At 56.0% G+C, this 25,606-nt stretch carries 21 protein-coding genes and 1 riboswitch; of the genes, 15 read left to right on the top strand and 6 right to left on the bottom strand.

The window, feature by feature from the left end; all coding sequences use genetic code 11:
- Window positions 1-48: 48 nt before the first annotated feature.
- The 3 genes from JFN90_RS06390 to JFN90_RS06400 all read right to left on the bottom strand — a co-directional run bounded on the left by JFN90_RS06390 (window position 49) and on the right by JFN90_RS06400 (window position 2,659).
- Window positions 49-372 (bottom strand): helix-turn-helix domain-containing protein, encoded by a 324-nt coding sequence (locus JFN90_RS06390; protein ID WP_199394266.1) that lies wholly within the window; start codon window positions 370-372, stop codon window positions 49-51.
- Window positions 365-1,639, bottom strand: coding sequence for a plasmid replication initiation factor (locus JFN90_RS06395; protein WP_199394267.1), 1,275 nt, complete (start codon window positions 1,637-1,639; stop codon window positions 365-367). The genes JFN90_RS06390 and JFN90_RS06395 overlap by 8 nt, the downstream gene beginning before the upstream one ends.
- A 69-nt stretch (window positions 1,640-1,708) precedes the next feature.
- Complete coding sequence (locus tag JFN90_RS06400; protein ID WP_199394268.1) at window positions 1,709-2,659, bottom strand: hypothetical protein; 951 nt, start codon at window positions 2,657-2,659, stop codon at window positions 1,709-1,711.
- Window positions 2,660-3,205: 546 nt separating this feature from the next.
- On the opposite strand from JFN90_RS06400, the gene JFN90_RS06405 reads away from it, so the two are divergent.
- The gene (locus JFN90_RS06405) at window positions 3,206-3,928 is read left to right on the top strand and encodes a hypothetical protein (protein WP_199394269.1); all 723 of its coding nucleotides are present in this window, start codon (window positions 3,206-3,208) and stop codon (window positions 3,926-3,928) included.
- 296 nt (window positions 3,929-4,224) lie between these two features.
- On the opposite strand, the gene JFN90_RS06410 is transcribed toward JFN90_RS06405, so the two are convergent.
- Together JFN90_RS06410 and JFN90_RS22610 are read right to left on the bottom strand one after the other, a co-directional pair.
- On the bottom strand, window positions 4,225-4,659 hold the full coding sequence (locus JFN90_RS06410) for a hypothetical protein (protein ID WP_199394270.1): 435 nt from the start codon (window positions 4,657-4,659) through the stop codon (window positions 4,225-4,227).
- Window positions 4,660-4,874: 215 nt separating this feature from the next.
- The gene (locus JFN90_RS22610; protein ID WP_407931918.1) at window positions 4,875-5,441 is read right to left on the bottom strand and encodes an NlpC/P60 family protein; all 567 of its coding nucleotides are present in this window, start codon (window positions 5,439-5,441) and stop codon (window positions 4,875-4,877) included.
- Between the two features lie 122 nt (window positions 5,442-5,563).
- Between JFN90_RS22610 and JFN90_RS06420 the strand changes: the two genes are divergently transcribed.
- The 13 genes from JFN90_RS06420 (at window position 5,564) to JFN90_RS06480 (ending at window position 21,962) form a co-directional block, all read left to right on the top strand.
- Window positions 5,564-5,833, top strand: a complete 270-nt coding sequence (locus JFN90_RS06420; RefSeq protein ID WP_199394272.1) for a DUF4160 domain-containing protein — start codon at window positions 5,564-5,566, stop codon at window positions 5,831-5,833.
- On the top strand, window positions 5,834-6,088 hold the full coding sequence (locus JFN90_RS06425) for a DUF2442 domain-containing protein (protein ID WP_199394273.1): 255 nt from the start codon (window positions 5,834-5,836) through the stop codon (window positions 6,086-6,088).
- 217 nt (window positions 6,089-6,305) lie between these two features.
- Window positions 6,306-7,586 (top strand): Hsp70 family protein, encoded by a 1,281-nt coding sequence (locus tag JFN90_RS06430; protein ID WP_199394274.1) that lies wholly within the window; start codon window positions 6,306-6,308, stop codon window positions 7,584-7,586.
- 231 nt (window positions 7,587-7,817) lie between these two features.
- A riboswitch (cyclic di-GMP riboswitch) is annotated at window positions 7,818-7,895 on the top strand.
- Window positions 7,896-8,078: 183 nt separating this feature from the next.
- Window positions 8,079-9,584, top strand: a complete 1,506-nt coding sequence (locus tag JFN90_RS06435) for a hypothetical protein (protein WP_199394275.1) — start codon at window positions 8,079-8,081, stop codon at window positions 9,582-9,584.
- Between the two features lie 159 nt (window positions 9,585-9,743).
- Window positions 9,744-11,393 carry a hypothetical protein gene (locus JFN90_RS06440; protein ID WP_199394276.1) on the top strand — a complete coding sequence of 550 codons (1,650 nt, stop codon included), beginning with the start codon at window positions 9,744-9,746 and terminating at the stop codon, window positions 11,391-11,393.
- Between the two features lie 29 nt (window positions 11,394-11,422).
- Window positions 11,423-12,841 (top strand): hypothetical protein, encoded by a 1,419-nt coding sequence (locus tag JFN90_RS06445; protein WP_199394277.1) that lies wholly within the window; start codon window positions 11,423-11,425, stop codon window positions 12,839-12,841.
- Between the two features lie 110 nt (window positions 12,842-12,951).
- On the top strand, window positions 12,952-13,965 hold the full coding sequence (locus JFN90_RS06450; protein ID WP_199394278.1) for a hypothetical protein: 1,014 nt from the start codon (window positions 12,952-12,954) through the stop codon (window positions 13,963-13,965).
- A 93-nt stretch (window positions 13,966-14,058) separates the two neighbouring features.
- Window positions 14,059-15,576 (top strand): PD40 domain-containing protein, encoded by a 1,518-nt coding sequence (locus JFN90_RS06455; RefSeq protein ID WP_199394279.1) that lies wholly within the window; start codon window positions 14,059-14,061, stop codon window positions 15,574-15,576.
- 73 nt (window positions 15,577-15,649) lie between these two features.
- Window positions 15,650-17,335, top strand: coding sequence for a phospholipase B family protein (locus JFN90_RS06460; protein WP_199394280.1), 1,686 nt, complete (start codon window positions 15,650-15,652; stop codon window positions 17,333-17,335).
- A gap of 79 nt (window positions 17,336-17,414) precedes the next feature.
- Window positions 17,415-18,272, top strand: a complete 858-nt coding sequence (locus JFN90_RS06465; protein WP_199394281.1) for an aspartate/glutamate racemase family protein — start codon at window positions 17,415-17,417, stop codon at window positions 18,270-18,272.
- A 103-nt stretch (window positions 18,273-18,375) separates the two neighbouring features.
- Entirely contained in the window at window positions 18,376-19,821 is a 1,446-nt protein-coding gene (locus JFN90_RS06470) for a hypothetical protein (protein WP_199394282.1), read from the top strand.
- A gap of 69 nt (window positions 19,822-19,890) precedes the next feature.
- Complete coding sequence (locus JFN90_RS06475; RefSeq protein ID WP_199394283.1) at window positions 19,891-21,210, top strand: hypothetical protein; 1,320 nt, start codon at window positions 19,891-19,893, stop codon at window positions 21,208-21,210.
- Between the two features lie 26 nt (window positions 21,211-21,236).
- Window positions 21,237-21,962 (top strand): hypothetical protein, encoded by a 726-nt coding sequence (locus JFN90_RS06480; protein ID WP_199394284.1) that lies wholly within the window; start codon window positions 21,237-21,239, stop codon window positions 21,960-21,962.
- Window positions 21,963-22,275: 313 nt separating this feature from the next.
- Here the strand turns inward: JFN90_RS06480 and pdxR are convergent, their stop codons facing one another.
- On the bottom strand, window positions 22,276-23,664 hold the full coding sequence (gene pdxR / locus JFN90_RS06485; protein ID WP_199394285.1) for a MocR-like pyridoxine biosynthesis transcription factor PdxR: 1,389 nt from the start codon (window positions 23,662-23,664) through the stop codon (window positions 22,276-22,278).
- Window positions 23,665-23,886: 222 nt separating this feature from the next.
- Here pdxR and JFN90_RS06490 point away from each other — a divergent pair, with 222 nt between their 5' ends.
- On the top strand, window positions 23,887-25,068 hold the full coding sequence (locus JFN90_RS06490) for a hypothetical protein (RefSeq protein ID WP_199394286.1): 1,182 nt from the start codon (window positions 23,887-23,889) through the stop codon (window positions 25,066-25,068).
- Window positions 25,069-25,606: the final 538 nt, after the last annotated feature.

The following is a 25,606-nucleotide window of genomic DNA, read 5'->3' on the forward strand; positions in this document are numbered from 1 at the left end:
CAGTGTGTCTAAGTCCGTCGCGGAGAATAGCGGCATTTCATCTAATGTTCAATAGTCGAGATTGATGGCCGGGGCTGCGCCCCTGCCGAACGTCAACCCCGGGCCTGGGACCGAGGCTGCGCCTCGCTGTGCATCGTGCCCACTCCGTGGCATCGGCAGCGGAACCACGTGGCCTTCATCCTCCATAGGCTGCTTCTGCTGGCCTTGGAAGAAAAGGCCCTCCCGCCAGCAGAAGCGGAGGACTCGGCCGAGTCGGATATAATGGACGCCTTCCTTTAAAACCCCACTTTTCAACCAGCCGAAGACGGTGGTACGGGACACCATCATCTTGTCTGCGAACTGCTCAACCGTTAGCACTTCGGGTCTACTCATGGCAATCCTCCCCGGCTTCAACGGCGTGTCCTAGCTTGATGGAGCGTTTGATGAATTCCTTGTCAAAGTCTCTTCTGCTCCAATGTTCGTATAAAGCCTTGCCAAGGGAGAGGATAGCGTCTTTGTAATCCCTGGTTCCGGTCCTGGCAGCGAAGGCCGGGAGGCAGCCGGCAATATGGGCAATGTAGAACAGCGCAGAAGTTTGGGCGCCTGTGCTGAAATCACGGCTTATGTGCTGACCGTTGCCGAGGCGTTCAGCACAGTTTTGCACCTCAAGCCACCATGGATGGATAGCGCGTCTATTCTGGCGGTCGTTATCCAGTGAACGTAGAGAAAACCATTCTTCGGTCAAATATTTCCAGACCCCTCCCGCCTTTTGCCAGAGGTCGGGAAAATCGTTGATCTTGAATTGTTTCAACGCGGCCCTTCTGAGCTGGAACTCCACCCGCCAAATATCTTCAAGGTCACCTGTTCCCCACATATCCGCAAACCACAGCTTTTCCCCTTTCTTGAGGACTTCTTTTCCTTTGTTGTAAATCCGGATGCGTATCGGTGCTGCCGGGGAACCGAAGTAGCAAGTTTCGAGGATACCGCCCTTTAAAATAGGTCTTACGTCACGACTTCGGCAGACGGCGTGCGTTTCAAGAAATGGGAGAGAAAGCCCAGGAGATAACTTGAAGTCGGCGCAGAGATCAAGGCGGCTGGGAAGCACCTCGACAATCTTCCCACCGAAGTAGTTGACGTCCTTTGCAGCCAGGTCGAGGGCGTAGGCTATTCCTTTTCCCCACATGGTTCTGGCGTTGATGGAAAGGTACACATTCGGTGAGGACGTGAATTTTTCACACTTGGCGATGTAGAGGTGATACTCGGTGAATTGGAGGTGGAAAGCGTAGTTGTCACCTTTGCCGTTGGGAAAGATGACGTAGTTTCTCCCCAGGCAGGTTTCCTCAACAACTTCCCCTAGTTTTTTTGCGTGGTCTTTTAGCTGTTGGAGGGTGCGGAGAACGACCGGCCAGTCTGCTCCCCATTCGACGTAAAGGCCGATGTCCAGAGAGTCGAAGCCGCACAGGAGATACTTGAAATCTTGTGCAGGTGGCATTAGCGCATGGCGTGTTACAGGTTCCGCCATGCTCGAGAGATCAGCAGGCTCCGCAACCGCGGAACCGGCAGGGCCGGAAACCGTGGTAGCTCCGCCTGCCTCACGCGAAGCCCCAAGGGAGCCTCGTGATTTGGGGATGGGTGCGCCGGTAGGAATTGCTTTTTTCATGGTATCTCCTAGGGTTTAAAGTTGCCCCCAGGGTTCCACGAGGTCGAAGAAAGTACTCGGACAGTACTTTTAGTTTTTTTTGTCCGGCAGGAACGCCCTCAGCCAAAATGCGCGGTCCCTGTTAATTGCCTTAGCGAATGCTTCGGGGCTGTCGGCTATGTCGGTGTCGATGGGGGAGCCGTCAGCGTCTAGGGTGACGGCGTCAAACAGAGCACGGATTTCTGGTTCGGTAAGCGGTTTATTTATTATGGTGGCAATGCCTGAGATTAAACCGGCGATTGCATATTTCATTTTCTTGCGGGTGATCTTGGCCTTTGGACGCTTCAGTGGGGCTTCCAGCAGATTTTGGTATGCTGCTGTTTTGTTGGTGAAACGAAGGGCTTGGATTCGGCTTCCTATCGACTGATCATGGAGCACAAGAGGGTCAAGGCGAAGGAGCTTCTCCAGGGCTTTTAAATCGCCCAACCGCGCCTTACGATAAAGCCTGGTTGGGTGATCCCGATAAAGCAGCCAGCAGGGGACCAGCACTAGCATGAAGAAGCTGCCTTCCAACTCCATGTTAGCGAACAGTTGCAATGCTGCATCCTTCACCGACGGATCAAGAGGGGTATTTGAGAGGTCTTCTTCGATTTCCTGGAAGGATGTGGAAAGGGTGGATTGCAACAGGGGGAGTATCTGTTTAATATCTTCGACAGTGGGGATTAATTCAGACGGATCGAGCTTGCCACTATTGAACAATCGGACTCCTTCGAATATGGCATCTCCAAATTCAACACCTTCTTCACCGAAGCTTGAAAAATCTGAAAAAAGGGCACGCGTGAATTTAAGTGGCCTGCGGTGGGAACGGTACATGGTAAACCAGGTTGGGAGATGTGGTACAGGGTATTGATGGTTGAACACTCGCCGTTCTCTGATGTAGCGGAAGGCCAGATGCATGTCCCTTGCAGCCGTTACGAGCTGTGGAGCAAAAAGAGCTATGAGAAAAGGCTTGTCTTGTGCCCACTTGCGAATTGCCAGCACGTTTATCCTTACCTCGTTTTGGGTGATTTTTAATTGATGCGCTGTGATGACAACCTACCAGATTTCAGCTATAAACAGAAGAAGGTATTTGGGAGCCTAGGGTGGCTGAAGTCGAGAACAAATATTAAAACGGTTGAACTTTTGAACTGTCTTGTTGAAGGGGGAGTAGTGGAAACCACAATTATAAAAGTTAAGAAAGACGGTACTCTCGTTATTACGGCTGACGGCTCGAAGTGGCAACTTGTCAATATGGGCGATATTTCCAAGACTTGTCTATGGTATCCGACCCAACGGGTCAGAATTATAGGACAGACTGGCATTCACTTCGAAATTACTAACCTTGACACATCTGCCCCTGACCGGATTGAAATGGTGAAGGCATGATCAGGAAGTGAACCTCTTTTGTTCTATGGGGATAGTTGTTTTAACAAAAGTTAAAGAAATGCGGAGGGTCATTTAAATAGCTGATCATGTGCACGCGGAGGTACTAAGTTAATAACTGATGTTTCTGTGTTATGTCTTATTTCACCATTATAGGGGGGAATTATGAGAGTTTCGTTCATTTGGTCATTTTTTTTCTTGAGCCTATTGATGCAAGGTTGTAGAGCACCTCAGCAATACGAAGTTTTCAGCATGAGAGACTTTGGCTCTAAGCAAATGTACCAAGAATTTGTTGATAATGTTCCGAAAGAAGGAGAACTTGCAGAGGTCAATCTTGGAAATAAAATGATGGTACAACGTAAAGGCGCTTTTAAAGAATGTGTGAAACCTTCTTTTTCTTATACTGGAAATAAACTATTCACCTATGGGCATATAAAAGAAGGTGAATTGATATGTAGGATGACTGCAGATGATACAATATATACTGCAAATTACTCAAACGTTACAGGATCTTCAAATTATTCAGTTACTGAGCCTGTCATATTTACGCGAAACAGTAATGGTTTAATAAGAGCTTGTGTATTGTCAATGGGATTTAATCTTGCCTGCAAAGATGATATAAGGGACGAAGAGTTGAACCATGGTGCTTACTTTGTATATAAACTAGATGATCTGCAGCAAATCATAGAGTATTCTGGTAAAAGTGGAGATACGTTAAAATTTACATACAGTGAGTTTGCTAATGGCATGGCTAGGCAAGCATTTACAAGAGATTTTCAAGTTGATCTGAAGGAAGGGAAAATAGCATCATATAAAGGTGCTATCATCGAAATTCATAATGCCACAAACACAAGTATAAAATACACAATTAAAAGGTATTTTGACTAACTGATTTCCTTAAATGAAGTTGTGGGATCTGTACCCCAATTGTTGCTAAGAGAGACGGTTCCTCCTGAACTTACCTGTACCGTGGTGGACTTTAGACACACTGGCAGTTCAGGTAACAAGTGGTAATATATTAGAATTAACGGTCAGGTTTTAAATCCCCTACTCTAGATAGGCCTTCGAATCCCGTTTCCCGCTCCAAAGAAATCAAAAGGCGTAGCCAAACTGGCTACGCCTTTTTTCTTGTCCTCACGTGATGGCAATCGTTTATCTAGTGCTCACTCCTCACTCCTCACTCCTCACTCGGAGCCATCTTCAAGGTAACCCCGGGTAAAGACCCATCTTCCACCGACTTTCTGGAAATAAAAAAGCTCAACTGACAGGCTATCCGGCACCTGCAGGTCTTTAGAACTTAAATTCTTCTTTTCCTTAATCACTTCAAGCATCGTTCTCGAAATTACTTTACCGCCCTTCAAGATGGAAACTTCTTGATTGAGAAGTCGTTTAAGAACTGTCTTAAAGTCTTGCCTGCCATAATACACTACACGATCGCTGTCATCAGGCCCGCGCACCCACAGTGGCAACTTTGTCATCGCTGCCACACTGTCACTTTCTCCGCTTAATACTGCCTGCCTGAATCTGCTCCAAAAATCCTGTGCATCGCTCTTCGCTTCTGCACTCGTCGCAAGGGCAAGTGTAAGCCAAAAGGCCACGACCGCTATACGTCCAAGCATGAATCCTCCTAGATATGTCGGGGCTTAGGCCAGCGGTGCCCCTGCGCAACCCAGTGTGACTTGTAGTAATTCGAGATCCTAACTTGGTCTCCTTGGTTTCCACCCAGCAACTTGTAATAGTCTCTTGTCTCGGTGATATAGAACGAAACGTGGTTTTCCCCGGTATCTTTTCTGACAACTGTAATAGCGCCAGGCTTTGGGCATGTCATCAGCCCTCAGTGCAGCCAGCTTGTTGCGGCGGCTGAATTGGTCCCTGCTATGCCGGCCTGTCTGAGACACCAGTTGACAAAGGCGGAACACCAAGCCACCTCATCGCTTATCGCTCGGAGCGATGTCGCGCTATGATATGTTATGATTCTAGGGTTAGCTGGTGAGCGAGGAAACTCTTTTTGTCCGACTTCACCAGCAGCTATTTTGAGCCAAGGGGCATCATGAAAAGGTAGGGGGCTGACTTCAGATGCAGTGGTGACTCCACGATCCAGAGCCGCCCATGTTTTCACGCCAACCACCCCGTCTATTAATATTCCGGCTGATGATTGGAATTCTCGGACAGCAGCTTCTGTTTTGGGACCTAATATGCCGTCTGTCTTGAGTGCCTGGAGGTAGGGCAGGCGCCTGTTAAGAAGACTCTGCAATCGCATAACCTCCGCCCCTGAATTTCCCAGCCAGAGATCTATCATCTTGCCCCTCTTTTGCCGGTAGTCTTGCTGCCCCGCTGTCCCATGTTGATCCCTCTCGGGACGAAGGGAAGGTTGCCACGCGACGGGAACATTAGCAACCATGGCCTCATTGCCCTACGTTGGAGGTAATATTGCGGGGTATCTTGCAAAGTTCCGGAAGATGCGTTAGCTTTGGGCTGTCTGTTGATCGGCAGCATGTATCCTTGGGCCAGGAGGTTGGGTGTATGCCGACAATTTCCATGTTCTTCGGGATCATCATCAGAATGTTCTACCGGGACTATCAGCAACACCACCTTCCCCACCTCCACGCGGAGTTCCAAGGTGACGTTGCTGTTTTCGCAATTGAGGACGGCAGCATTCTTGATGGATGGCTTCCTCCCCCAAAACGAAAGCTCGTCGAAGCTTGGATGGAAATCCACAAAGACGAACTGCTGGCCGACTGGCAATTAGCTGTAGAAGGTGAAACTGTTTTCAAGATAAAAGGACTTGAGTGAATGAGAAGAATCAACTGGATCCATACGAATGATGACTGGACCCTTGACGTCAGTTTTGCCGACGGGGAAGTGCGTAGATACGACGTGAGGCCGTTGCTGCAAAGTGAAGCGTTCAAGGACCTGGAAGATGTCGCTATCTTCAAAACCGCCCGTAACGGCGGCTACTTCGTGGCGTGGGACAACGATGCCGACTTAAGTGCTGACACCCTCTACTTGGAAGGCATACCCGTTACGCCAGCGATCGAATCGAGCTAATTTCCTCCTCCCGTCGTGCTCTCTTTTGGCATCTCTCTGATGTCCTCAGATCTTCTCCGAGCCTGCGCGCTGAAGCGCTAGGGCCGGCAAGCGTGGTAAATAGGTTTTGGCCGTTTACAACTTGCCACCATCCGCACCTTTCTGCTACAACATCCACCTGTTTATTTCTAAGGGCGGGGTCCTCGGATCCCGCCTTTGCTGTTTTTCGGGAGCACGCATGAAGGTAGTTTTCGGCATCGATTTTGGGACCACCAATTCCGCCCTTTCCATCTACCGAGACGGCAAGGTCGAAGTCGTCGACATCGACGAGTCCGGCGCCAACCCTTCGCTGATGCGCTCGGTCCTGTACTTCAACGAGGATGACGAGATCTTCGCAGGCCAGGAGGCGATCAGTCACTACGTCAACGAGGGGGCGGCGGGGCGATTTATGCAGTCCATCAAGACCTTTCTCCCCAACAGGAGTTTCGAAGGGACCGAGGTGTTCGGCAAGAAGTACGGCATCGATGACCTGGTCGCCATCATCCTGAGGAGGATCAAGGCCAAGGGGGAGGCGCACGTCGGCTTCCCGGTAGACTCCGTGGTCCTCGGCCGCCCCGTCGTTTTCTCCGAGGATGCCGAGAAGGATGCCCTGGCCCAGCAGCGGTTGGAGCAGGCGGCGCGTAAGGCTGGCTTCCGTCACATTCATTTCCAGTTCGAGCCCGTTGCCGCCGCCCTCGCGTACGAAGAGACGCTCCCTGCCGGGGCTGAGAAGTTGGTGTTCATAGGCGACTTCGGCGGCGGGACCTCGGACTTCACTGTGATCAGGGTGAAAGGGGGAGACTTCGCCCGGGCCGACCGGCGCGCCGATGTCCTCTCCATCGGAGGCGTCTATACCGCCGGCGACAAATTCGACTCGCAGATCATGTGGGATAAGGTGGCCAAGTATTTCGGCCGCGGCGTCAAATACAAGGGGATGGGGAAGGACGAGCTCTTCGACATCCCGCACAGCATCATCTACACCCTGTGCCAGTGGCACCGGATACCGCTCCTACGGGCGAGAAAGACCAGGGAGCAGATCCGGCTTATCAAGAATGCTGCCACGGACAAACGGGCCATCGAAAACCTGGAGCACCTCATCAGCGACAACTACGGTTTCTTCCTGTTTCAGTGCATCGAGAAGGCCAAGTGCGAGCTGTCGCAGCAAGACACAACGCAGATTACCTTCCGGGAGCGGGAACTGAGCATCGAAGAAGGGATAAGCAGGGAGGAGTTCGAGCGTATCAACCAGGAGAATCTAAGCCGGATCTCCGCCTGCATAGACGAGGTGATCAGCAAGTCCGGAGTTCGCAGCGATCAGATCGACACCGTATTCCTCACCGGTGGCACCTCCCGGATCCCGATGATCCGGCGCCTCTTCGAAGAGCGCTTCGGTGCGGACAAGCTGGAGAACCGCAACGCCTTCACCAGTGTCGTCCACGGGCTGGGCGCGAGCGTCCCGCTTTTTTGCGACAACCAGTAACTGGAACCGTCGGCAAGGGTGGTGCCCCAAAAAAACTGCGCATCGCCTTGAAAAATTAACAGCGCGGGGTATCCTTTATCATTAGCCCTCCAAAGGGCTCAGCCGCAAAAAAATCGGACCGAAAGTGAAGTAACTGATCAGGTCGATGAGTGAGCAAGGCCCAAAGTTAAGCAAACCTTGGCTGCCCTTACTCGGGGCGGCCGTGGGAAAAAATACCAAAAACCTAACTTCATCCTGAAAGGCCAACCCCTTCGCGAGGAGGGGACGGAAAGCGGCGGATCTTCGTTCGAAGATGGCCGAGCTGCCAAGGGAAATTTCCCCTAGCATGCTCGGCCTTTTTTTGTGCCGGTACCGAGCGTAACGACAACGCAGGGGCTGCCGGCATGGCAGGGCGTCAGGATGCCATGCAGGCAAGGCGCACTACGAGGCGGATCACCCGAGCCCCCGGGAGAGCCAGGCGAAATGACCGAAAACAGGAAAGGAGAAACGGTTATGAAGGCAAAATTACTGCTCCTCGCAATCTCGTTTGCACTGTTGTCGCTGCTACCATGTGCGTCCGCCCAACAAACCGGACACGACCTCCGTGCACTGGCGAGCTTTCGAAACGCGCTCGATCAGGACGGATTCGACGTCCGGCCAGGCCAGAGCATGTCCCTCGACATGTGGCAGCAGTACTGTGACAGCGTGACCTCCAGCGCCAAATACAACAACAAGGGGGCACCGTATCTGACCGCAGCGGTTCCACATCTTCCTGGCGATACCACCGTGATTCCTTATGCCTTTCAACTCCGTCCCGATGAGGCGATGGTCATGATCGGCGTGACGCCGCCGCCCGAGACCTACTTCTCCTACCAGCCTTTCGTTACCAATAAGTTTTACGCCCAGCCCGTGCCTGCCGAACTCCTTACCGCGGCGATCCAGGGATGCGGGGGAGACCCGCACTGTCTGGACGTGGGGTCCAGCCTGGGGGATACCGTGAACGTCGCGACCATCAAGACCCTTGGCCCCGGACCGTACAACGCGCCGATGGTGCTGATTTTCACTCCCGATCGGGGCACTGATGCGCGCGTTCGCTCGGCGCTTCTGAAGGCGGGTTATCCCGCGTCAATCCTCAATACCATCGTCATCCCCGTCTCGTTGGTGAACCTGGGAATCGGACCAGGGCACGACGTACTCATGCTCCTTGGGCGAAACGCGAAGTGGCTGAACGGCGCGGCCGGCGAAGCCGCGGGTCTCGCCTATCTCGCCAGTTTGAACACGGCCAGTTCGCCGATATCGGTCTTCCGGGTGACGCCGAAGACATTCTCGGCGGCAAGCCTCGTCCCATTCCCGGCCCCGGAGCTGCGCGTCCGCGGAACCGGAAAAACGGAAATGAGCCTGATGGGGAAACTTGACGAGATCCGCGACCGCGTGATCGGCAAGTACACCGAAATGGGTTACGTCGTGGCCGCCGAATACACGTCGGCGCCGGGCAGCTACGACGGTTACGACTTCATCCAGCAGATGAAGCGCGCCTTTCTCGATTGCCGCGACACGATCTACGTCGGTGCCGGCGCAGAATCATTTCCCGACCGCTACGATATCAGGTTGACCGACGACGAATTCCTGGTCGTGTACGGCGTCAACCACACCGCCACCGGCAAAGCCGCGTACATGAACCTGAATGCCTATGCGAAGCCGTCGCAGCTGGCGATAGGCAGCGTCTTCGATACCGACTTTGCGCACAGCGCCGATGCGTATCTTGACGCCGGCGATCCCGCCGCTGCTTCGATGTTCGCCTACAAGGCCTCGTGGCAGTGCGGCGACGAGGCTTTCTGCCTGCAAATGTCGAGCGGCGATTGCGCGAGATTGCAGCTCGACGGCCCCGAGCACGCGGCCGACCGGGCAAACACGCCGTTGGCCTTCGGCACCCGTTCCTATCTCGAGCCGGCGACGAGCGTCGGGCCGGCATTCACCGAGGTTGTCTATCACCGGATGATCAAGTTTTCGCGGCCGTGAATGTCGCTGTTTCAGCACCCGCACCGCAGGGCAGCGTCAGCGGTGCCACGATACAGACCGTGACACGGCAGCACTTGGGGCTGGAGATCAGCCGCGCTTCTCAACGGCAGGGGCGTCCCAACATGGCTCCGGACGCCTCTGCGGCAAAGGAGGATACCGATGAGTGCGAAGAATGTGTTTTGGCTATGTATTTTCACGCTGCTCATTGCCGTCTCCGGCAGCCAAGGCGCTGCGACGGACCCGCTCAGCAAGGCGAACCGGTTGCCGGCGTCCCTCGAGATGACGGTGCAGAATTTCCAGGGCGCGGTCTTGCAGGAGGGGTACGAGGTGGCGCGGGGGTACTGGAGGCTGTGGGGAGCCGATGACTGCAAGTTGCCGCTGCAGTCGGTCGGCTTCTGCTACGGCAATAATCCGACCGCTCCGTACGTGCTGGCCATCGTCCCCCCGTGGAAGGACGAATTCGTCGACCGCAGCCTGCAGCATGCGCTCGTTCAAGGGCAAAGGGGGATGGCGGCAAACTACCGGCTGGGTGAAAGGGAAGCGTTGGTGATTCTTGCCCAGATGCCCCCGCCGGCCCGCTACTTCGGCATGGGGACGAACGTCTTTACCCGGCAGACCGAGCTCAACAAGAGTGACCCGGTGTATGCGAAGCTGGATACACCCTCAACACTGGATCTGCTGTACATCATCTTCGGTGCGTCGCCCGATCCCGCCCGCATGATGCTGATCGCGAGCTTCGGCGACACCATCAACAACGTCGTGATCGACAACCAGAGTGCCGGGGGCTGGGGAGAGCCCCGTTATTTCGTCATCACGGCCGACGAGCAGATGGCCACGGCGATGACCGAGGCGCTCCAGAAAGCCGGGGTCGACAAGAGCTTGGTTTTCACGGAGCCGGCCGGCTTCGTTGACCCGGACGACGCGGCCAAACCGCAATTGCTTCGTTTGGGATATGGCCCGGAGGCGGACGATTTCATCACGTACATTCGCTACTCGATGCCGAACGACACCGTTTTGGGTGAGAAGTGGCGCGAGGAGCTGCCACTGACGATACTCCGGGTCCGGGAACCGAACGGCGGCCAGGCTCAGAAGCCTTACAAGATTCAGCAATACGAGGCGAAGAGCTGGAACTTCGACGAGTCGGCCTTGCAGGGCGATCTCAATAGCCTCGTGGCGGCGGTCAAGAGCTACTGGCGCCAGGACGGTGTCGGGCCGCGGCGGGACGCGCCGGCAGCCCAGTTCAAGAGCCTCACCGGCTGGGTCGACCTCGTCGGCCAGCACTGTTTGGGATATGACGGTCCTCCCCCCACAGACCCGGCGGAAAACATCACGCTGCCGCGCGGCCCGATGAACTGCCTGGGCGACAACATGGATGACGAGCCCCAGATCAGTGCCGGAACCTACCCGCTCGATGACGGGCAGGTGATCGCGGTGGTCGGGACGCTGGGCACCAAAACCGGCAATGCCACCTACACGAGCCTTGCGGTCAACTGGTTCCCGCAACTCGTCGGCGTACTGAACAGTGACGACCCGGTTCTCGAAGAGAGTGCGGAGAAGTTTAAGGGCGCACTGTCAGATCCGCAGTTGTACAAAAAATTCTACGTCTACTATTACGCGCGTGACTGCACCGGGCTCTATCCTTTCTGTGAGGAAGTCCCGAGGCAGCTCGTTCCTGCCGGTGGCACCATCAAAATCTTGCAGCGGAACTACATGACCCCCGGTTCAACGCGCGGACCGGACCCGTTGAAGGTTCTCACCCCGTTTTCCATCCAGTTCGATGGCACAAAGGGGATGCGTCCGGCGCAGTGAGGGGCGCTCAGAAAAACAGGAGAACCGACATGAAGGCGAAAATAATGCTGTTCGCAATAATGCTTGCAGGATTGGTGGCTGCAAATCCCGCCTTTGCACAGGGTGATGGGAAATTCCATGTAATCGACAAAAGAGTCGATGTATTCCAGAAGCAATTGGAGCAACAAGGATTTAAAGTTACCCGTTGGGCAGATGCCTTCGGACCCGTTAACCTCGCTTGCTGGGTATGCAACGGACTCACCGACACGGCGTTCGGCAACAATGCCGCGGCGCCATACCAGGTGATAAGCGAGCCGTATGAGGGGGTGCGGGTGGGGCGGGAAATGCAGCTTGAGCCTTACGATGCGGTGATCTTTATTGGAAAGACGCCCCCGCCCGTTGCTTACTTCAGCTACACGGGTTTCGTTTACAGCCGTTACGACGGAGAGGGCAAAGACAGAAAGGAAATTTTCTCAAGTATCGGAGACACCATAAACCACTCCCGGATCAACACGGTTGATAAGAAACATCCTTTCGACAAAGACGTAATCGTCGTCATGACCGCGGACCAGGGCACCAACGCGAGCGTTCTCCACGAGGCGATGCGAGCGGGGTTTCCGCAATCGATCATGAACACCATGGTGGTTCCCTCATCCGTCGTGAAGCTGGGTAAGGATGAAAAGGCCGACACCCTGATTTTCGTCCAAAGGATGTATCTGCCTGGCAACCAGGACGACCTCGACAACTACATGAATACCTCAAGCCAGTGGGCCAGCGTGTTGTACGTGACCTATCCGGAGAAGCCCGCAAAGCTGGACCCTTACCCCGCACCGCAAATGCTGGTGCGGGGGACAGGGAAAACGGAAACCGATCTTATGCCTGCCCTTGACCGTCTGGAATCGGCAATTGTTACGGCTAACCCCGGGTATCAGGCCGAGAAACTCCAAAGCGGTATTTGGCTGCTTGAATGGCTGGACGGTTTCCAAAGAGGGACGAACCTCATCGGCGAGTGCAGGGATACCGTGTACCTGAAAACGGCCGATTTCAAGCTTGGCAGCAGCCCTGAAGATTTCCTGGTGGTATTCGGAGTGAACCATGAAGCTACCGGGAAAGCGACGTACTCCAACTTCACCTTGTACCATGCGGCGATGGAATTGGGGCTTGCGGGGAAAAACAGCCGGGAAATCATCGGCACTGCAGATCGTTACGATCTCGGCAAATATCAGGCGATGTCCAAACAGCTCTATGCCTTAAAAGTGGCACGCGATTGTGGCGGACTTCCTGCGACGGAATGCTTGGAGGTCAGGCAGATCCCGGTAGGGAATTGCCCGTTCGGGGATTGTTGCCCAAGGGGTAGCCTGGATGATGACCTGTTCCTGGGTTTTCGTGCCTATGTCGAACCTGAGACGGGTGTCGGGCCGTACTGGTTCGAAATATTGTGGGACCGTGCGATCCACTTCAAGAAATAGCCAAGGACATTGGTCCATGCAGATCCCTTCGGCCGGTCAATCGATGTTTTCGCCGCCGGGTGCCGCACTCATGATCGGCTGAGGGGGGATGACCACGGAGGAATAGCGAGATGAAAAGAAAGGGTGCTAATAAACCTCTCATGGCATTGGGATTGTTGTGCTGCCTGTTCCTCGTGATGCCGACAGTGGCATTTTCTTGGAACCAGGCGACCCATGCCTACATTGTCGACCGGCTGGGTAGCCATGCGGGGCATGACGACCTGAAAGAGATGTGGGGGAGCGTCGCGCCGGACATGTACAACTTCGTGTTCGACCCGGACTTGTGCCCCGGCTGGATAGGGGATCAGACCCAGGGTACTTACGCCGACACCTTCCTGAAGGTCTGGGACGCAGCGGAGACAAAAAACGAAGAGCCCCTTGCTTTCGGGTTCGTAAGCCACAACCAGCAATGGGGGGGCGATCACGTAGCCCATACCTCCTGCCAGACATGCGGGGAGAACGACGGGTACATCATCGTGAAGGCGAGGCTACTGCTGAACGCTCCGGTAAACCCCGCCGACCCGGAGCAGACTTTCGGCAAGGCATTCGCCGGTCTCGGCATGGACCCCGACATGGCGCTGCTGACCGCCCACGCGATCGTGGAAGAAGCGATAGACATAAGGCTCGGGAACGAAGTGGCCCCTCTGCTCGGCCGGCGCTTGGCCGCAGCGGCCCGTAGCGACACGAAGGGGTTCCAGCCCCTGTTCGTGAAGGCCTTTGCAGAGGATTACGCGGCCTACTGCTTCGGCAGCGGCTCCTCGACCGCAGCCGCTGAGTTGACCGCAGCCGCTGCGTTGACCGCTGCCGAGAAAGGGCACCGAAAGGACATGATCTTCCTGGGACAGGCCATCTCCCAGCCCGAACCGGTTGCGGTGCAACTGCTCGCCGTGCAGCTTACCGGGGTGCTCTCCGAGCTCGGGTTCTCCGTCCCCGTCGACATCCTCAAAACGGCAATGTTCAGTGCCATGGGGATCTGTGACGACTACAAGGCAGAGATCGAGGCTGCCGTCCTGTACGTAGGCAAGAGCCTGAAGGATCACGGGATTACCCTATCTTTACCCCAAGGGGGGCGGCAGAAGAAATAAGGAGCCGGGAAGAGGCGGGCCTTAAACCAGGGACACCCGGGGGGGGGATGAAAAGCATATTAAGCCTGGTACGCGGCTAAAGGGGAGATCGAAATGAAAACAATCAGAGGCGACAAAATGGAGAAGCAGATACTTAACACGCGCTCCTTGAAGATCATGTTGGCGAGGACTGCCGTTATTCTCCTTGGACTCGGTGCATTTTCATCCGTACCTGCAATGGCCGAAATCTTGTTCATGGAGGAGCAATTAACCTCAGACCCTGCATCCCAGGAAAATCCTGATATCTCCGGTGACCTCATAGTGTATCAGGACAATAGAAACGGCAATTGGGACATCTACCTGATGAAGTACGGTTATCCGGAAAATCGCATAACCACGAATACGGCAAATCAAACCACTCCGAGAATTTCCGGCGATAAAATCGTTTATCAGGATGACAGAAACGGCAACTGGGACATCTACCTGTATGACCTGACAACAAAAACGGAGACCCAGATAACCACGAGTGCGGCTAGTCAGGAATTTCCTGCAATAGACGGTACCAAAATAGTGTGGCAGGACAATAGGAACGGCAACTGGGACATCTACCTCTATGATCTGCTGGCAAACACTGAAACACGGGTGACAGCATCAGGGGCAAATACATCTCCAGCGATCTCCGGCAACCGCATAGCCTACATCAAGGATGGCAACGTGTACTATGTTGACCTCGCCGGTGGAAGCGAAACCAAGATATGGCAATACTCCTGCGATCCCGATCTTGGATGTCAAAAGGGGAGTCGAAATCCGCAGCTTCCAGCAATCAGCGGCAGTCATATCGTCTGGGATGTGTTGAATAGTTATCGGTGGTCTCCTCCTAACGACTTCATGTGGGGCAATGACCGTGATGTTTACATGAAAGATGTGGCAACCGGTGCCACTTGGAATACGACAGCCCCAGTGTACTGGACCGACCACGTGCCTCATCAATCGCCGCACATCTCCGAGCTCTACAGCGGGGTTTATTACATCGTTTATCAAGGGTGGACATATGACACTTACCACTGGAACATTTACCTCTACAACACGCTCTATCCCGCTGAGTTCAGAGTGACAAATGTTGTCGGAGAGCAACTGTTTCCAAGAAGTTCCGGCGGGCGCATCGTTTACATGGACTCCAGGAACGGCAACTGGGACATTTACATGACAACGGTCGGCTACGGTGCAGGTAATCCGCCGCCCACACCTGCTGCTGCAATACAACAGATTCAGATTATCCAGAGCATCGTCGCCGATCCGGTTCGGGTGGCGACAAGCGACATGGATGGGGCCAACACCAAAGTAGAGGAAAACAGGAGAAAAGCCCTCCTGAACAAGTTTGATGCGGTCATCGCAAGCATCAAGGCGGCGGAAGAGTCCACGAAGCCGGTGCGCAGGACGGCTGAATATCAAAGCGCCTTGGATCAACTCAACTCGATACTGGACAAAACAGACGGATGCGCTCTCAGAGGCACACCCGACACGCAAGGATCGGGTTCTACGCCGGACTGGATCATTACCTGTCCATCGCAGGCGCTGATAGACCCGCTGATCGGTAACTCGATAGCCACTCTGGAAGCGCTCATCAAGTAGGTAGGGTCTTCGAGCGCGGCAGCGGATGTCAAAAAACGGACCTGAAAACGGAGGTCGGAAAGGAGGAACCATCATGGACGTCGGACGGTACATCCTTCTGCTATGGGCCGCTGTCCTTGGTGTCTCCACAACGGCAGCCGCCGGGGAATTCACCCCCGGCAAGTCATTCCTGGCGCCGGGGAGAGAGCCCGCACCCACGACCTACGCGCTGGACGCGAGCGCCTCGGGCGCGATCCGGACCATCAACAACATCGTCAACCTCACGGTGGTGTCGAGGGACGCCAACGACCTGAAGGCGGAGTACCGGGCCGGATTCATCCAGGGGAAGTTGCAGGGGACGATGATCGTCTCGGCCCGGGACAACTGCTGGGACAACGCCTACCTGATCAACCCTGACCACACGTTTCCGAAGCAGCACGGTCCCGCGCAGGCGGAGCTGGAAAAGGCTGGCGATCTGCTGAACGCCAACTACGCCGCCTTCTTGCAGTACCTCGAAGACCCGGCGACCGATGCGGATACGGCCCACCGGCTGAAGAGGCTTCTCTTCCGGATGCTCGGCATCTACCACGGCGCCACTTTCGAGGAGCCGGCCGGCCTCGACTTTTCCGGCAACTGGCTCCCCGACGGCAACTACTTTCAGGCGTCGGAGCTTCTCATAGGCTATGAGACCGCCGCCCCTACCTTCATGGACGTCTACTTCGTGAACGCCTTCTGCGACCTGATGGACGTGATCTCTTTCCTGGACCTCCCTCCGGGGGGAACGAGAACGGGCGCTTTCCCGGACCGGTGCTCCGCCTTCCTGAAACGCGCGGGGGGCGAGATAATCCTCACCCACAACACCTGGTCGGGGTTTCTTTCCCAGTCGATGGCGCAGACCCTGGTCGTCAACAACGACATGATCACCTTCAACGCGGCGACCCCCGGCCTGATCGGCTCGACCACCGATTTCGGCTATAACAACAAGGGGCTCATGTTCAACGAGACAACCCATCGGATGTCCCGCAGCCAGGTCAAGCCTCTGGGGCTCTGGATCTTCTGGCGGGCGGCCCTTGCGGAGCAGTTTTCGGATTCCATCACCGCGTTCTTCGACGCCATCTCCCTCGACAACACCGGCAGCTACCTGAACGGTTACATGCTGGCGGACGCCAACACCGGCGAGACCGGGCTGGTGGAGATGTCCTACCGCTGCTTCGTTTACTACCGCTCGACCGGCGGCCCCTACGCGGTCACGAGCCGCTCGACGGACGGCGGCGTTTGCTCAACCGATTACGACGCGGAGATGGTCACCCCCGACTACCTGATGGGGATCAATTACCCGGCCTCGCTGCAGGTGCGGGAGGATCTCCAATCCACCGACAATCGCCCCGAGCGGCGGGTGCAGTTCAACAGATGGTTGCCCGGGGTGACGAATCTGCAGACGGCACGAAACGTCATCACCTATACCGATCCGAACAACCCCCTATCCGTCTTCGGGCGCTGGGACCTGGGGTATGGGGTGACCGACTATCCCAAGCAGATTCCGGACGGGGCGCTCGACGCCAAGGTGGGGTCGACGGAAATGGTGCGTTCTTTTATGGCGTTGGCAGGCGTCCTCGATGCTTCAGCCACGAGCAGCGGTTTCTGGATGCTCTACGGTACTCCCCATGTGCAGGGGAAGCCGTTCATCTGGAGCGAGTCGCCGTGGGCCTGGCAACCCTTGCGTGATGTGCCCGACAGACTGGACGGCAAGTTCACGCTGATGCCGCTTTATCTGAAGTGAGGTGCCCGAGATGCTGTGCAGATGATCGAGAAAAGGGACAGGATGATTGGCCCGGCATGGGCCGGAAAAGGAGGCAGCTATGAAAATCACCTTGACGCGCTGTTGCTCTTTCCTGGTTTTTCTGATGATGATCGCCAGCGGATTTTCCACAGCTTACGCGCAAGATGTACAGAAAAACGGAAGCGAAAAACAAAATACACCCGCTGCAACCGCTTCGGAAAAACGTCCCATCAAAACCATCGGCATCGTAGGAGGGGTCAGTTGGGCGTCATCGATAGAATACTATCGCATCATGAACGAACAGGTCCGCGACCGGTTGGGTGGTGTGAGTTCCGCGCAGTTGCTGATGTACTCCATCGAGTTCGGCGAATTTTCCAAGCAGGAAAAAATGGCCGATAAAGGGGACTGGACCTTGATGACGAAAACCATCGTCGATGCCGCCCAACGGCTGAAACGAGGCGGCGCGGATTTCATCGTCATCGCGTCCAACACGCTCAATTCGCTTGCGGGCACCGTCGAACAGCAAGTCGGGCTGCCCGTTCTCCATATTGCCGACGCCACGGGAAAAGCGGTCGCCAAAAAAGGGGTGCGTACCGTCGCCCTGCTTGGCACAACCTACACGATGGAACAACCCTTTTATCGAGACCGTCTCACGAAGTACGGGATCAAGGTCGTCATACCCAGCAAGAAAGAGCGGGATTACATCAATACCGTGATTTTCGACGAGCTGTGCGCCAATAAGGTGCAGCGGGAATCCAGGGAGGGATTCAAGAAAATCATCGATCGCCTCAGGAAAGAAGACGGTGCGGAAGGGGTCGTTTTAGGCTGCACGGAGATTCCGTTGCTTATCAAACAGGAGGATGTTTCCATTCCGGTTTTCGACACGACGCAAATACATTCTGAGGCCGCGGTTGAATATTCGCTGAATGGTGAATAGCAGATCGTCAGATGCCGCAGGAAAAACGCCGTGAAATCCGGCAGAGCGCCGGAAAAAAAGGAGAGGCAAGCACATTCAGTGACCAAAGGAAGGAGGAACGGGTATGAAGATAAAAATATTCTTATCCTTGATGGTGGCAGCTTTGTTGCTGCCGGCGCCTTGTGCGTTCTCGAAAGAGGCACCGGGGCGGGCCCTGGTTACCTTCCAAGAAACGCTCAAGCAAAATGGCTTTGCGGTGACCCCCGGCGTTGCGACGGTCTATAACCCGCTGGGGGAATTCTGCGCCGACAACCTCCCGGACGCCGTGTTGTCGAACTCGGGTCTCTACCTCATCCCAAGTGTCCCGAAAGAGGCCGTGAAACCGGGAGAGGTGCCGGTGCTGACACAAAAATTCAAAGTCCGGCATGACGAAGCGGTCGTGCTGATAGGCCAGACGCCGCCACCGGCAAAATACTTCGCCTTCTACGCACATATCTACAGCAGGTTCTACCCGGACAAGGAAGGAAGTCTGAAAAAAACGGACATCTTCGGCACCGTGGGAGACGCCGTCAATAACGCCACCATCAAGACCGCCGGACCTACCCCTTTTAACACTTCCTTTGTGCTGATTTTGACCCCGGACCAGGGGACGGATGCCGCCATTCGTGCGGCGCTCAGGCGCGCCGGCTACCCGGAGGCGATCTTCAATACCATGGTGCTCCCCGCGTCGATGCTGAACCTCGGACACGGCGACACCGCCGATGACTTCCAGATCACCTTGCGCACGGCGAAGTTTGAAGATCCGGTGGCCGGCACGCGTTACATCGAGGGCTCGCCGGAGAAGCTCCATCTCTTCCGGGTGACGCCAGGCGCGCAGGCAAGCGCCAAACCCTTCCCGATGCCCCCTTTGCGTGTCCGCGGAACGGGAGAAAGCGAGATGCGCCTGATGAACAAGCTGGCGGAGCTCCGCGCAGGCATCATCGCTGCCAATCCCGGCATGTATGCTACCGACTTTCTCACCGCGGTAGCCTGTTACGAGGACTATGACAACCTGCAACGCAAAACATGGGCAGATGGTGGCACCCGGGATGGATTTGTTCTCGATGCTGGTTGGATGATGCCGCAATCCAATCTCAATGACATTATCACCTTGGCCGACGACGAGTATCTCGTGATTTATGGCGCCAATCACGTCACCACCCGGAAAACGACGTACATGAACGTCAATTTTTACGCGACCGGATACTTGGAAGAGGACGGCCCGCATCCGAAATGGAATGCGTTTTTAGGCGGATTTTTCGACGACGATCTTCCGGTAGGCTCGGCCAGCGGCTACCTCCGCGCCGGGGACCCCGATGCCGACCTGATGTACGTGTACAAGGCGTCGCGCAACTGCGGCAACGAAGCCGGCTGCGTGCCGTTGTCCGCCCCCTGCGAGCGCGTGAAACTCGATGACAACACGATCCTGGGGGTGTACTTCCGCATGTACCTTGAACCTGCGACCAAGGTGGGAGCCGCCACGCAGGAGATGCTTTACGACCGCATCATCAAGTTTTCGCCGCGTCCCTAAGGCGACTGCGCAGGCACAACGGACTGGGGCCAGGCCGGTTTCGACTTCCGGCCGGCAAGGGAGGAAACGATGAAAGTATCTACCTGGATCGGTACGTTCGGCTGCCTCATCGCGCTCGCGTTCCTGATGAATCCCGGTGACGCACGCGCCGTGGAGTTCAACGCTCGAGGCTGTGGGTGGCCGCTGGTATTCTCGCCCGAAGGCTCCGGTAACGTGCAGGGCCCCGACGGTGCGGCCCGTTACTGGATCATGCCCTTCGACACGCGGTACGAAAAGATGACCATCAAGGGCACCTATCCCAAAATCCGGTATTTTGCCATCACCGCTTACGAGACTCTCGGTTACGACGCGGAACACAACACCAACCAGGGATTCCATCTCGTAGAGCATAATCTGTACGATGCCCAGATCACCCCGGATCCGGGCAGCAGCAACCCGTTCGTCCCGCCGGGCGGCCGCAGCGGCACCTATACTGTCGTGATCTCGCGCTCCGACACTAGCCCGGGGAATACCATCAAGGTTTCCTCGGACCTTGTTTGGGTGGTCCTGCGCATGTACGTACCGAACGCCGATCCGTCCTTAACCGGCAAAGCCCTGATGGGCGGGGTGCCGCTCCCCACCATAACGCTGACGGACGTGACCGGGGCCGGCAGGCAGTTGGACACCTGCCCGACGGTCAACAAGTGGGGCGAGATCAGTGCCTTGGCCCAACTGCTCTTCCCGCTGAACTTCGACCCGAAGGTCGAAGAAGGCACGCCGTCCGGCGATCGGCTCTGGTTCGCTTCACCGGCAAACCCGCCGTCGATCCTGTGGCCCAATCCGGACGGCAAATACATGATGATGTGGCCGGGTGACGAATACCAGCCGGGGCGGATCATCGTCATACACGGCAAGGCGCCTGGGGTGCCCGACACGTTCAATGGCGCGCCGATCTGGGAGCCTTCGCGGGGCTTCCGGAGCGTCGACATGCGCTACTGGGCCCTTTGTGAGCAGGACTTCGCCGTGCCGCTTTCGCTCGTTGGTTGCGCAACCGATCTGACGACACGTCTCGAAGGGGGCTATTATACGATCGTCATATCGGACGATCGGCAGCGCCCGGATTGGTTAAGCCCCAACATCAACTGGCTGCCGTATGGTGACGAGCGGTATCCCAAGTTCGTGGTTTTGCGCAACACGCTGGTATCGGCAGATTTTCACTATGCGGTCAAGGAGGCATGGGCCCGCTGCGCGTTCGATTTGGATTTCAAGAGCCTTCCCGAGCGAAGCGTTCTGGATGAAAAGGGGCCATGCTCCCAGGACGCGATGGGCGAGTACTATCCGGTCGCCGTCTGGTGCGATAAAGCGACCTTCATGCACGGCGGCTGGCATGCCTGCATGAAAGAGCGATAACGGCGCATCTCGCAGGAGGTGGAACAATGAAAAGGATTGGAAGTGTAGTGCTCAAATCGCTCGCGTTCCTGGCGATGGCCGGTTTCATCTGCGCCAACGCCTACGCTCAGAACGTACCGCAACGCAACGAGCCCCAGGCATTTGTCGTGTGTACCGGATGGCACGCCCTCTGTACTGCATCCCCCGACTGCAAAATGAACGGCGACAAGGCTTATTGCGACTGCATGAGGGTGAACGAACCTCATATCGTCGAAACATCGAATATCCAGGATGCCGCGGTGAAACACCTGACACTCGCCCAGTGCACCACGAGGCACCGTTGCGATACGGACGAGGCCCCTGTCTGCAAGGCCATCAGGGACGGACTGTACGAGGTGGACAACGTCAGGTATGACTGGGTCTCTACTTTTTCCTATCGCGGGTGGTGCGATATTTTGAAGGTGAAGCCGGTCGCTTGCGATCAAAGCGCACCCGGCTACAGCGGGGATTTGAATTGGGCCGTCTGCGACGGCGCGCCGTGCACGGAAATCCAGGGCCCGTCCGACCCGGAGAGGCCGCTAAGCTGTCGGTGCCAGGTGAAGGATACGGCGTTTCTGGGAACCACTGGCAGTTGTACCGGTAACAATGGAGGGATCATGTCAAGCTCTCCGGTCGGGACATGGGATTTCGAAAACAACCAGTACCGGATACCTCTGCCGGGCTATCAGTACGTGCAGGGGGCATGTGCGCCATTGAAATCCGATGCCTTTTAAGGGACCGAAACCAGGAACTGGAGAACAATGAAACGTGATGTTCGACACGATCCATGTCTGCGGCCGTTGTCAGGACGCTACGATCGCGTTCGTGGAACAGAGCCTGAAAGATCACTGGATAACGTATCAGCTGCATCCTAGAAACAAGTAGCCCCAACCGTTCCCGCGTTTTAGCCTAAGTGTCTCACCGAGACACTTAGGCGGCCGCAGCCCAACCAGCAGCTTGATGTCTGAGAATCGGGCCCGGCCGTTACCCCAGATTCCCTCAGATCCTCTCCGTGGCTAATGGTTTGACTGCCTTGCCACCCGCCGCTCAGCAGATTTCAGCGAGCAAGGCAATGCCCTGCTCGATCTCGCTGCCGGTCATTCCGCCGAAGCCGAGCATCAGGGTCACGCTCTCGGATTGGCCGGTAGTGTGGAAGTCGGAAAACGGGATCAAACGGATGCCTTTTTGCCGGGCTCTTTCTATAATCTCCGCTTCGCTGCAGGATGCTTCGGGCAACGTGATGACGACATGGAGCCCGGCACCTTGGCCGATGACGACGGCCCGGCTGCCAAAGCTGGTTGCCACCGACCGCAGCAGCGTGTCGTGCTTCTTTTTGTAGACGGTGCGCATGCGCCGGATGTGCCGCTCCCAGTGCCCCTGCTCCATGAACGCTGCCATGGCTCTTTGTTCGATCAGTGAGACGGAGGAGTTATAGCCTCTGTAGAGTTGGCGGTATCTTGCCAGTAAGGAGTAGGGGAGTACCAGGTAGCTCAAACGGAGTGCCGGGGAGAAGATCTTGGAGAAGGTCCCCGAATAGATGATGTTGCCGGTCGGGCGCAGCCCCTGCAAGGAGGGGATGGGGTTCCCCTGGTAACGCAGCTCGCTGTCGTAGTCGTCTTCGATGATGTACCTGCCGCCGGAATCCGCCCATTCTATCAATGCCAACCGGTTGGCCACCGGCATCACGTAACCCAGGGGCAACTGATGCGAAGGTGTGACGTAGGCGATGGTGGCGCTGCCGGCCCTGAGCCGGTCCAGGTCGATCCCGGCCTGCCCGACGGGGACGGGGCCGACCGCGTAGGCGTGGTTCTGGAAGACGGCGCGGGGCAGGTGGTAGCCGGGATCCTCGACCGCTATCAGTGCATGATCCTCCTGCAGCAGGTGCGCGACGATCTCGAGGCTCTGGTGCAGCCCTGCACTGACAATGATCTGATCCGGGCCGCAGATGACGCCGCGTGATTTTTCCAGATAGCCCTGGATCAATCGGCGTAAATGCCAGTCTCCCTGGAGGTCGCCATAGTGGCTGAGCTCATGGCTGTCGCGGCGAACACCTTCTATCAAGCATTTGCGCCAGAGTTCGCGGGGGAAACTTTCCGGATCGAGGCGGGCGGGATGAAAATCATAGATAAACCGGGATGCCGCGGGCGGATACTCGTTCTTGCATGGTCTTCCGGCTAGGGCGTGCGGAGCCACTTCCTGGTCGAGTGCCGACACGAAATAGCCGCTACGCGGCCTGCTGTAGATGTACCCTTCGGCGAAAAGCTCCTGGTAGGCACCATCGACCGTGTTACAACTGGCAGAAAGCTCGGTGGCCATCTGTCTCACCGAAGGGAGCCTTGTTTCGGCAGGGAGTTTTCCCGACAGGATCTGCTCTCTGATCTGATGGTAAAGTTGCTTGTACAACGGTACCGGATCACTACTATTCAGGATGAACATGCTGCCCCCGTCGTCTCCAACTTTGGCTGCTCTTGATGGACCTGCCTGCCAAGCCATGCACCAGCCGTCTCTGCATAGTCGCATACTATCCGATCTGCTACCATAAAAAAAACAAAAACTGTGACTGTGAGTGGCTGCAGATACATCATATGATCGCCTCACTGATGTCAGGCCGGCAAAAGCGCTGCCGGGAAAAACAGAAAAAGCATCGAGAGGTAATCAATGAAAAGAAGTATGAAGCTTGTGGGTACGCTGTTTATTATGCTCATGTCTTTTGCAACCAGTGCCCTTGCGGAATCGGTCACCTTCCCCAAGGGAGCTGCAACGCCGTCGGAGACGTGCGGAGAGTGCCACCAGGCGCTTTTTGAGGAGTATGCCCTGGGCGTTGGCAGTGATAATCACTCCGCCAATCGCTCGATACCCGCGGCGGTTTCTTCCGCGGCGACGGCCCATGCCACCTCGAAGTTCACGCCGCTTGCTTCCGGCGGCGATGTGGAATGGTGCCGTTCCTGCCATTTTGCCGGCTCGTTCAACATCCCCGGCAAGAACGAGGTCGGGAAACAGCTGCCCAACGCGGTGAATGCGGGGGAGATCTCGATCACGTGCGCCACCTGCCACCTGACGCCCGAGGGGAAGGTACGGGGCATTCACAAAACGGGAAATGCACCCCATGCATCCGTTGTCGAGCCTGCTCTGCGGACCTCCGCGGTCTGTGCTCACTGTCACGTCGACACCAAGGACACCAGGATCGTTGGTGGGCAGTACCAGACCTATCTGGAGTGGCGCGACGATTTCAAGAAGCCGGGGCTCGGTGCGCAAGAGTGTCAGGATTGCCACATGCCTCGTACCTTGCGCAAAGTTGCCGAGGATTCAAGCGGTGCACCGGTAGCCGTAGGGCGGCACCTCTGGACTGGTGGCCACTCCACGCAGCGCCTGGGCGGATCGCTGAGCCTCTCGATCATCCAGCGCGAGAAGGAGAAGGCTAACCTATCTTTCAGCGTGACCAACATCGGCGCCGGACATTCCGTCCCTACCGGCCCCAATGCGCGCGGCGTCTATCTCTCGGTGGATGTGCTGGACCGGCAGGGAGTAAGCAGGGCACGGAAAGATTGGCTCTTTGCGCCCAATTTCAGTGCACGCCCCGATGACAAGGCATTCCTGGAGCAGGACAAAAAGCTCTCCGGTTACGAGGGATATGCGCAGACACGGGCTGACGCGCAGGGTGTGCATGAAGCTCCGGTTCGAGCCGGTGAAGCACGGTTGCTGAACTGGGATCCCGCCTTGGCCCCGGGTTTGTACACCGTCAAAGCGAAGCTGAGATACACAACCGATCGCTTCAAAGCGCCGGTCGCTGACGACGAAAAGGAAATGGGCAGTGCAGCGCTTCTCATCATGAACAAGTAGACGTACGAACGGGAACAGACTTAGGTGCTGCAGGTAACCTAAGTCTGTTCCCAACTAGGAGAGTACCCGTTACCCCCACGACCCAACCCACTATGCGGATCCTCGACTACCTTGGGCTTGAGTTGCGGGCCGCACAGGATCTGCATGACTTGGGCGATCCCCGTCAAACGCCCAGATGTCTAACCCTCTATCCCCTGCACCAACCAATTCTCCCTGAGTCCTTGTTTTGCTTCTCTCAGATTTCCACAGATTTCCTCAGATTGTCTCCGTGGCCAAAGGCTTTTATGCATTTACTTAATAAGGCGTTGAGGACTAGCTGGCTCTAGATATACTCTTTTCTTGGTGTCCGATAAGCCTATGACAGTGGGCTAAAGAGCAGAAGGTGGGGGGATTCGCGTTGTGGCCGGAGTTGATTCGTGATGACTTAGGGGAAACGGGATGAGAGAGAAGACGGCGCATTTTGAGCTATCTTCACTTTTGAGGACACACCATATATCCTAACGGACCAGGAGGGTGTGTCATGAGATCGAATCGCAAG

The organism is Geomonas propionica, assembly GCF_016458235.1.
Taxonomy (GTDB): domain Bacteria; phylum Desulfobacterota; class Desulfuromonadia; order Geobacterales; family Geobacteraceae; genus Geomonas; species Geomonas propionica.